The following is a 7,654-nucleotide window of genomic DNA, read 5'->3' on the forward strand; positions in this document are numbered from 1 at the left end:
ACTCCCTGATTATTTGTGGACGGCTTTACCCAGCGCCTTGGCGACCAGTTGTTCATACAGTTCAGCGTAGGGTTCAACCGCTTTGCACCAGTTGAAAGGCGCGGCCATGGCTCGGCAACGCATGGCGTTGAGCAGCTCCGGGAAGGCGAACACCTTGAACGCGCGGCTCAGGGCCTCGCGATAGCTGTCTGGTGTGGATTCGTCGAAGAGGAAACCGGTGACGCCGTTCTCGATGGTGTCGGCCAGTCCGCCAGTGTTGCGCGCCACCGGCAGCGAGCCGAAGCGCTGGGCGTACATCTGGCTCAGGCCGCACGGTTCGTACCGTGATGGCATCAGCAGGAAATCACTGCCGGCAAACATCCGGCGGGCGTCGGTTTCGTTAAAGCCGATCCGCACGCCGATCTGGCCGGGAAAGCGCAGTGCCAGTTCGCGCATGGCTTGTTCTTCCTCCGGTTCGCCACGACCGATGATCGCGATCTGGCCGCCGTTCTGCACGATGAACTCCGAGACGGCTTCGGTCAGGTCCAGACCTTTCTGGTAAACCAGGCGCGATACGACCGCGAACAGCGGCCCTTCGGAGTGGTCCAGACCGAACAGCTCGCGAACATGCGCGGCATTGACCGCTTTGCCTTCCCAATCGCCAATGGCGAAAGGTGCAAACAGGTGCGGATCGGTGGCCGCATCCCAGCTCTCGTCAATGCCGTTGGGGATGCCGCTGAGCAAACCTTGCTGGGTCTTGGCGGCAAGAAATCCGTCGAGACCGCAACCGAAGTCCGGGGTGGTGATTTCCTGCGCGTAAGTGGCGCTGACCGTGGTGATGTGGCTCGAATACGCCATACCGGCCTTGAGGAACGACATCTTGCCGTAGAACTCCATGCCTTCCTGTTGCAGGGCATGGTTGGGAATGCCCAGTTCCGGGCAGGAACCCAGGCTGGTTACGCCTTGGTAGGCAAGGTTGTGAATGGTGAACAGCGTCGGCGTGCGTTGCCCGCGCCAATGCATATAAGCGGGTGCCAGTCCGGCCGGCCAGTCATGGGCGTGCACCAGATCCGGGCGCCAGTGGATTTGCGCGAGGTTGGCGGCGATGTCCGCAGCGGCCAGACCCAAGCGGGCGAAGCGAATGTGGTTGTCCGGCCAGTCGCGGCCGTTGTTGGCGCCGTAAGGCGAACCTTCGCGCTCGTAAAGTTCGGGGCAGATCAACACATAGATCACCAGCCCGTCAGGCATGTCCATGCGACCGATCTTGCACGGTGGCAGTGCGGCATGGCCACCCAGTTCGCCAATGATGTGAATCGGGTTTTCGCTGTGCATCACTTGCGGGTAGCCGGGGATCAGCACGCGCACATCGTGCAGATGTGCCATGGCGCGGGGCAGGGCGGCGGAAACGTCACCCAGACCGCCGGTCTTCACCAGGTCGGCGATTTCCGAGGTCACGAACAACACTTTTTTCTTGTTGGGATTCTGACTCGCTACCGGAGCCAGCGTCTTGGTGCCGGGGGCGTTGATCGATCGGCTGCCGGGAACGCTGACGGTGCTCGATTCACCTATCGATTGCTGAGCACGTTCTCCCTGAATATCCAATGCCGCACTGATCATATGAATCTCCCGTTTTGTTGATCTGATTCTTGTCTTTAGCAGGCGATGTCCATGGCCAACGTCCTGTGGCCGGGCGCAAACGCACCACGCATCGCTGAGCAAACGCTACCCGACACGCGCAAGCAGAATGGGTGAAGAGGCCATTGCAAGGAATGAACCAGCCGCGTTCCCCTGCCTTTCAGATGACCCACCGCCGTCAGCAAAAGTTTCGATTATTTTGCGGGTGTGTGACCGGCAGGTTTTGACCCGCGAAAACCAGTCTAGGCCAGATCCTAGAGCGGGCCACAACAAATGGCTAAATTGTTCGACAATCGGTTTCCTTTAATGAAAACCGTGATCAGGCAGGGTAAACGCACCGACGAAGTGCAGGTTTTTTTGCGGGGAAGAGCCAAAACAGTGACTGGTCGGTCACGAATGTGTGCTAGCGGAAAGGCGGGACGCACTGTTGTGGTGCGGGCAATTTGTAGCAGGGGCTTTCATGGCCCCTTCGCGAGCAAGCGCTCCACTGGTGATCAGTCGGACACGCATCATTGTGGGCGCAGGCTTGCTCGCGAAGACGCAGGCTGGAGCAACGCAGCCCTCGGACTCAATTCAGTAATCGAAGGGGCGCTCCTGCCGCCCAGCCCTGAATATCCTCGAACATCTGTGAAAAAAACCGCTCATAGTTCTGCCGACTGACATACCCCACATGGGGCGTGGCGAGCACATTGTCCAGCGTGCGAAACGGGTGCAACGCCGGTAACGGTTCTTGCTCGAACACATCCAGCGCGGCCCCGGCGATCTGTCGCTTGTGCAAGGCTTTGATCAACGCTGACTCGTCGACGATCGGCCCGCGTGCGGTGTTCACCAACAGTGCTGTCGGTTTCATCCACGCCAACGCTTGCGCATCGACCAGCCCGCGACTGCGGTCGCTGAGCACCAGGTGCACCGACAGCACATCGGCCTGTTCGAACAGTTGCTGCTTGCTGACATACGTCACGCCCGCCTGTTCGGCGCGCTCGGCGGTGAGGTTTTCGCTCCAGGCGATGACCCGCATGCCAAACACCTGGCCGAACTGCGCCACACGCAGGCCGATGCTGCCCAGGCCGAGAATGCCCAGGGTCTTGCCATGCAGATCGCCACCCAGCCCTTTTTGCCAGGTGCCGGCGCGCAACGAGTTCGCCTCGTTCACCAGGTTACGGGTCGCAGCCATGATCAGCGCCCAGGTCAGTTCCGGTGCCGCGTGTTTATAGCTGTCGGTGCCACAAACCTTGATACCCAGTTTTGCTGCCGCCTGCATGTCCAGCGCCGCGTTGCGCATGCCGCCGGTGACCAGCAACTTGAGCTTGGGCAATCGCTTGAGCAAGTCTTCGTCGAACCGGGTGCGTTCGCGCATCACGCAAATCACCTGGTACTTGCCCAGACGTTCGGCCAGCGTGGCGTTGTCCGCCGGATACTCATGCTCGAACGTCACCTCACCGACGCTATCGAGGGCGGACCAGTCGACCACGTCTCGGGCTACGTCCTGCCAGTCATCGATCACTGCAATCTGCACCGCCATCAGCCTTACCTCATCAACGAACGGGATTGTTTTTGCCCAGCCAGCTCAACAGCGCTTTGTGAAACTGCGCGGGTTCTTCCATTTGCGGCGCGTGGCCCATGCCGGGAAACTCCACCAGCGTCGACTGCGGGATCAGCTTGGCCACCTGTTTGCCGAGCTCCTCATAGTGGCCGATTTTCGCTTTCACTTCGGGCGGCGCGATGTCCTTGCCAATGGCGGTGGTGTCGCTGGTGCCGATCAGCAACAGGGTCGGCATCTTCAGGTTTTTGAATTCGTAGTACACCGGCTGGGTGAAAATCATGTCGTAGATCAGCGCCGAGTTCCACGCCACTTGGGTTTTGCCCGGGCCTTTGTTCAGACCGGCGAGCATGTCCACCCAACGGTCGAACTCGGGTTTCCAGCGACCCTCGTAATAGGTCTTGCGTTCGTACTCGCGGATGCCTTGGGCACTGACGTTCAGTTCGCGCTGGTACCACTGATCCACGGTGCGATAGGGCACGCCGAGGGCTTTCCAGTCTTCCAGGCCAATCGGGTTGACCAGCGCCAGTTGATCGACCTGTTCCGGGAACTGCAGCGCATAACGGGTGGCGAGCATGCCGCCGGTGGAATGGCCAAGCAGGGTGGCTTTCTGGATGCCCAGCGCTTTGAGCAATTGGTGAGTGTTGGTCGCCAGTTGCTGGAAACTGTACTGATAGTTGTCGGGTTTGCTGGACGTGCAGAAACCGATCTGATCCGGCGCGACCACCCGATAACCCGCCTCGCTCAAAGCCTTGATCGAGCTATCCCAGGTGGCGCCGCAAAAATTCTTGCCGTGCATCAACACCACGGTGCGACCGTTGGCTTTGCCGTGGGCGGCGACGTCCATGTATCCCATCTGCAGGGATTTACCCTGGGACTGGAAGGCGAAGTGTTTAAGCGTGTAAGGGTATTCGAAGCCTTCCAGTTGCGAGCCGTATTCGGGGCCTTCGGGCGCAGGCGCTGTTTCGGCCTGGGCGATCAGTGGCAGCGCAGCGCTCAAAAGCAGGCTGGGCAGCCAGCGGGAAAACGTAACGGGCATGGGTGCAAACTCCAGTGAAAATCGGCTGATGCTGGAACGACCGGATTAGGGCGATGTTAAACACAGGCAATGCCCAGGCCCGAATGTTCAACCGAGCCAGCCCAGTGTCAGCATTGCCAGCACGGCATAGCGGGCGCCCTTGGCGAGGGTGACAATCACCAGAAACCGCCCGAGGGGCTCGCGCATCACGCCGGCAATCAGGGTCAGCGGATCACCGATGATCGGCAGCCAACTGAGCAACAGCGACCAATGCCCGTAACGCTCGTAGTGCTTGCGCGCCGTGGCCATGTGTTTGGGGCTGACCGCAAACCAGCGCCGATGCTCAAACCGTTCAAGTCGACATCCCAACCACCAGTTGACCAGTGAACCGAGGACGTTGCCCAGCGTGGCGACCGCCAGCAACCCCCAGAGCCAATGACGATCGCTGACGATCAGGCCAACCAGTAACGCCTCTGACTGCAACGGCAGCAATGTTGCGGCGCCGAATGCGGCGAAGAACAGCCCGATATACGCCGCGCCCATCAATGGGCCGGGTAGTCTGCCACCACCACGTCAGCGCCGTCCTTGTTCAGGCCGATGATTTGATAAGCATCGCTCATGCCGTCCATTTCCATGCCCGGCGAGCCCATCGGCATGCCCGGCGCAGCGACACCGAGCAAGTCGTCACGCTTGCTCAGAGCCAGCACTTGTTCGGCCGGCACATGGCCCTCGACGAACTTGCCGTCGATGATCGCGGTGTGACACGACGCCAGACGCGGCGGCACGCCATGCTGTTGCTTGAAACGGCTCATGTCGCTTTCGACGTGATCTTCTACCTTGAAGCCGTTGGCTTCCAGGTGGCTGATCCATTTTTTGCAGCAGCCACAGTTGGCGTCGCGATGGACTTCGATCTGGATCAGGTCGCCAGCCTGGGCGAGGGAGGAGATGAACAGGGCGCTCAGGGCGACCAGACGCAAAGGGGTTCGCATGATGGCTTCTCGACTCGGATTGACGGTCAAAAAAGAACGCATTTTGACCGGTTTTTCCTGGCAGGCATCAACGGATTGTTTCCAGTTGCTACGAGGCAGGCCGTCAGCATGATCGTAGATCAAGGCTGACAGCCCGATGAGCGAGAGATTACAAATCTGTCAGTTGAGCCGCCGGGCAAGGGCGGTAGACACCCGAGGTGGCGAGGCCGCAATCGCCCTCGCCACAGGCCTGTCAGCGCACCTTGAACCGCCCCATGATCGCACTCACCTGGCTGTTGGCTTCCAGCAACTGACGGGTGTTGAGTTCGCTGGCCTGGCCGCTTTTCACCAGTTCATCGACCATGTGACGGATCTGCACCATGCTGCGGTTGATCTCTTCGGTCACTGCGCTTTGCTGTTCGGCGGCAGTGGCGATCTGAGTGCTGAGGCCATTGATGTGGCTGACCGAGCCAGCCATTTCGTCCAGCCCGGAGTTGACCCGCGCCGTAGCGTCAGCGGCGGACTGGCAACTGGCCTGAGTGTTTTCCATCGCGCTGACCGATGAGCTCACCCCTTGGGTCAGACGGGTCAACATTTCGTTGATTTCCGAGGTACTGGCTTGGGTACGGGCGGCGAGGGCGCGTACCTCGTCAGCGACCACTGCAAAACCACGACCCTGCTCGCCGGCGCGGGCCGCTTCAATCGCGGCGTTTAGCGCCAGCAGGTTGGTCTGACCGGCAATCGCTCCGATGACCCCGAGAATCTCGGTGATGCGTTGAGCATCCTGCTGCATGTTTTCAACTTTGTGTGTGGCACTGGCCACTTCGTCAATCAGTGCAACCACGCTGTTGGTCGCTTCGCCCACCACTACGCGAGAGCGATCGGCGTTTTCGTTGGCTCGCTGTGTAAACGCTGCGGTTTCGGCGGCATTTTGCGCCACACTTTCCGCGGTGGAACTCATCTCGGTGATAGCGGTGACGGTTTGATCGGTTTCCGAGGCATGGCGCAGCAGGATCTGGCTGGTATGCGCCGAGGTACGTTGCAGGTTGTCGAGGCTTGAGGCCATGGCCCCTGTGGCCTGCGTGACTTCCCCGATCATGTTTTGCAGATAGGCAATGAAGGTGTTGACCGAGTGGCCGATGGCACCCAGTTCGTCTTCGGCGCGGATGGTGATGCGGCGAGTCAGGTCGGCATCGCCACTGGACAGCAAGTCGATGTTGGCTTTCAACGCCTTCAAGCGCGAAACCAGTTGGCGGATGGCATAAACCTGCAAGAGCACCAGCAGCAGCACCAGCGGAATCTGCAGCAGGCTCAGTGTGCTGAGTACGTCATCACGCTGGGCGGTCAGCATTTTGGTCGGCAGGGCGGTGGCGAGGAACCAAGGGGTGCCTTCGATCGGCCGCATGAAGAAGGTGCTGTCCTGACCGTTGTTGTCGAACTCGACGCGCTGCGCCTGATCGCGGTTTTGCAGGCCAGCCTTGACCTGGCTGGCGAAGGTCGAACTGGCGGCCAGTTCACTGATGTTTTTCAGCACGATCGGCCCGCTGATGCGCGAGCTGTTGCTGATGATCTTGCCGTCGGCCTCGACGATGAGCATCTCGGCGTTGAGGTCTTTTTCCTTGCGGGCGACCAGATCATTGAAGAAACCGAGGGTCACGTCGATGGTCGACACGCCCCAGGCGCTACCGTTTTTCTGGATGGCCATGGCGCAGTTGGTGCGCGGTTCGGCGCTGGCATCGTCTTTATAGGCAGCGGCCCAGGCGCACTGACCGCGCGGGGTCTGCATGCCGCCCTTGTACCAGCTCTGGTCGTAATAGTTGGGCGCGGCGTCGCTGTTCCAGAAGGTGTTGACCGCCAGTTTGCCCGAGGCATCGCGATGCCAGAAAGTGCTGAACTTGTTGCGCCCAGCCTCACGCTGCCCCGGCAGCGGCCAGATCCCGCCGCCGAAGACTTTCGGCTCGCCGTATTGATCGACCAAGCCCGGCAATACCGTATCGATGGCAGCGCTGTCGAGCAACGGGATGGTTTGGGTGATGCTGCGCTGTTGCGCCTGAACCTTGTTCAATTCGCCCTGAATCTGCTCGGCGACTTCGGCGATACGGTTGAGCACAACCTGTTCTTCGGTATGACGCAGTTTGGGGGCGACCAGTTGACTGATGCCAACCACGGTCAGCACCGACAACAACAGCATGAACAGAACCAGAAACAGCGTGTAGCGAGCCTGAATAGTGCGCAATGCGGGCATGGAGACCGGTCCTTTAGCTACGTTTTTTATTATGGGTTCAGGGGGAAAACATCACGGGTATCCATGGGTATCGTCGGGATGGGAAGAAGCTTTAGGTACTTTCGTACAAGAACGTGCAGTGTATGGCCGAACGGTAGGTATCGTCTTTGATACAACAAAGCGGTTTGCCTGGTTCGGCGTTTTTCAAGGTTGTTGTCGCGTCGCCGTCTAACTATGCCGCTCTTTTCTCGGTCTGCTGCTGCCGATCCGGGTTCAACATCACAGTGCCC

At 59.8% G+C, this 7,654-nt stretch carries 5 protein-coding genes and 2 pseudogenes; all 7 read right to left on the reverse strand.

The window, feature by feature from the left end:
- Window positions 1-9 precede the first annotated feature (9 nt).
- Window positions 10-1,596 carry a glycogen synthase GlgA gene (gene glgA / locus ACIOWA_RS16940; protein WP_339495651.1) on the reverse strand — a complete coding sequence of 529 codons (1,587 nt, stop codon included), beginning with the start codon at window positions 1,594-1,596 and terminating at the stop codon, window positions 10-12.
- A gap of 586 nt (window positions 1,597-2,182) precedes the next feature.
- Window positions 2,183-3,136, reverse strand: coding sequence for a D-2-hydroxyacid dehydrogenase family protein (locus tag ACIOWA_RS16945; protein WP_401160848.1), 954 nt, complete (start codon window positions 3,134-3,136; stop codon window positions 2,183-2,185).
- Between the two features lie 13 nt (window positions 3,137-3,149).
- A complete protein-coding gene (locus tag ACIOWA_RS16950) occupies window positions 3,150-4,193 on the reverse strand; it encodes an alpha/beta fold hydrolase (protein ID WP_401160850.1) in 1,044 nt (347 codons plus the stop codon).
- Between the two features lie 87 nt (window positions 4,194-4,280).
- Window positions 4,281-4,715: a YqaA family protein gene (locus tag ACIOWA_RS16955; RefSeq protein WP_401160852.1), complete on the reverse strand. Its 435-nt coding sequence runs from the start codon at window positions 4,713-4,715 to the stop codon at window positions 4,281-4,283.
- A complete protein-coding gene (locus ACIOWA_RS16960; protein WP_401160854.1) occupies window positions 4,715-5,161 on the reverse strand; it encodes a DUF411 domain-containing protein in 447 nt (148 codons plus the stop codon). Before ACIOWA_RS16960 ends, ACIOWA_RS16955 begins: the two co-directional genes overlap by 1 nt.
- 232 nt (window positions 5,162-5,393) lie before the next feature.
- Window positions 5,394-5,921, reverse strand: a pseudogene (locus ACIOWA_RS16965) (methyl-accepting chemotaxis protein); the annotation flags it as partial.
- 333 nt (window positions 5,922-6,254) lie between these two features.
- Window positions 6,255-7,385, reverse strand: a pseudogene (locus ACIOWA_RS16970) (cache and HAMP domain-containing protein); the annotation flags it as partial.
- Between the last annotated feature and the right edge of the window lie 269 nt (window positions 7,386-7,654).

The sequence above is a fragment of the Pseudomonas sp. NPDC087614 genome (assembly GCF_044743485.1).
Classification (GTDB): Bacteria; Pseudomonadota; Gammaproteobacteria; order Pseudomonadales; family Pseudomonadaceae; genus Aquipseudomonas; species Aquipseudomonas baetica_A.